This is a genomic window from Legionella bozemanae (genome assembly GCF_001648595.1).
Taxonomy (GTDB): Bacteria; Pseudomonadota; Gammaproteobacteria; order Legionellales; family Legionellaceae; genus Legionella; species Legionella bozemanae.
Genome location: NZ_LBAW01000077.1, coordinates 1 through 1,119, shown reverse-complemented (window position 1 = coordinate 1,119; position 1,119 = coordinate 1). Strand labels below are relative to the sequence as shown.

The window sequence follows — 1,119 nt, the reverse complement described above, 5'->3', positions numbered from 1 at the left end:
CTGACATTACCAATGTTCAGGTGCAAATTAATACAGCAGCCTCTGGATACTCGCCTTTTGAGGTAGAACAGCGAATCACTTTTCCTATTGAATTAGCTCTTAGCGGCCTTCCCAATCTCGATTATACCCGGTCTTTATCTAGGTATGGATTGTCTCAAGTGACTGTGGTTTTTAAAGACGGAACTAATATTTATTTTGCAAGACAGCTTATTAATGAGCGCTTACAAGAAGTTAAAGATAAATTGCCGCCAGAGTCTGAAACTACATTAGGACCTATTTCTACAGGTCTTGGTGAAATTTTTATGTATACGGTGACGAATAAACCTAATGTGCCTAAAAGTCAACGCTATAACCCCACGGGACTTCGCACCATTCAAGATTGGATTATTAAGCCGCAATTGCGCAATGTAGAAGGGGTTGCGGAGGTCAATACGATTGGCGGTTATGCAAAACAATTCCATATTACGCCCGTTCCCTCAAAGCTTGTGCGTTACAACCTGAGTTTAAACGATGTGCTTGAAGCACTCCAGCGGAATAATGCCAACGTTGGTGCAGGCTATATAGAGCGCAATGGAGAACAAAATCTGATTCGTGTTCCTGGACAAGTAAAAGACATTCCTGATATTGAAAACATTGTGATTGCCAACTTTGAAGGAACTCCAATCCGCATGAGGGATGTAGCGAAAGTTGTCTTCGGCAAAGAACTACGTACAGGGGCTGCTACAGAAAATGGCCAGGAAGTGGTTTTGGGTACCGTGTTCATGTTGATGGGCGAAAACAGTAGAACGGTTTCTGAGCGGGTTGCTGAGAAGATGAAAGAAATCAACAAGTCACTTCCTGAAGGCGTTGAGGCCGTTATTGTTTATAATCGCACTTTGCTGGTTAATGCAACGATCAACACGGTTAAAAACAATTTACTTGAAGGTGCACTGCTCGTTTGCATTATTCTTTTTTTATTTTTAGGGAATATTCGTGCTGCATTGATTACTGCTATGGTCATCCCCTTATCCATGTTAATGACCATCACGGGCATGGTGACTAATAAAATCAGTGCGAACCTTATGAGTTTAGGTGCGCTGGATTTTGGATTGATAGTAGATGGTGCGGTGATTATCGTAG

1 protein-coding gene is annotated in these 1,119 nt (G+C 42.0%); it reads left to right on the top strand.

Annotation, left to right across the window (positions count from 1 at the left end; genetic code table 11):
* Positions 1–1,119: efflux RND transporter permease subunit (locus A8O27_RS18090; protein WP_211269272.1), on the top strand; the 1,119-nt coding region annotated here is incomplete at both ends.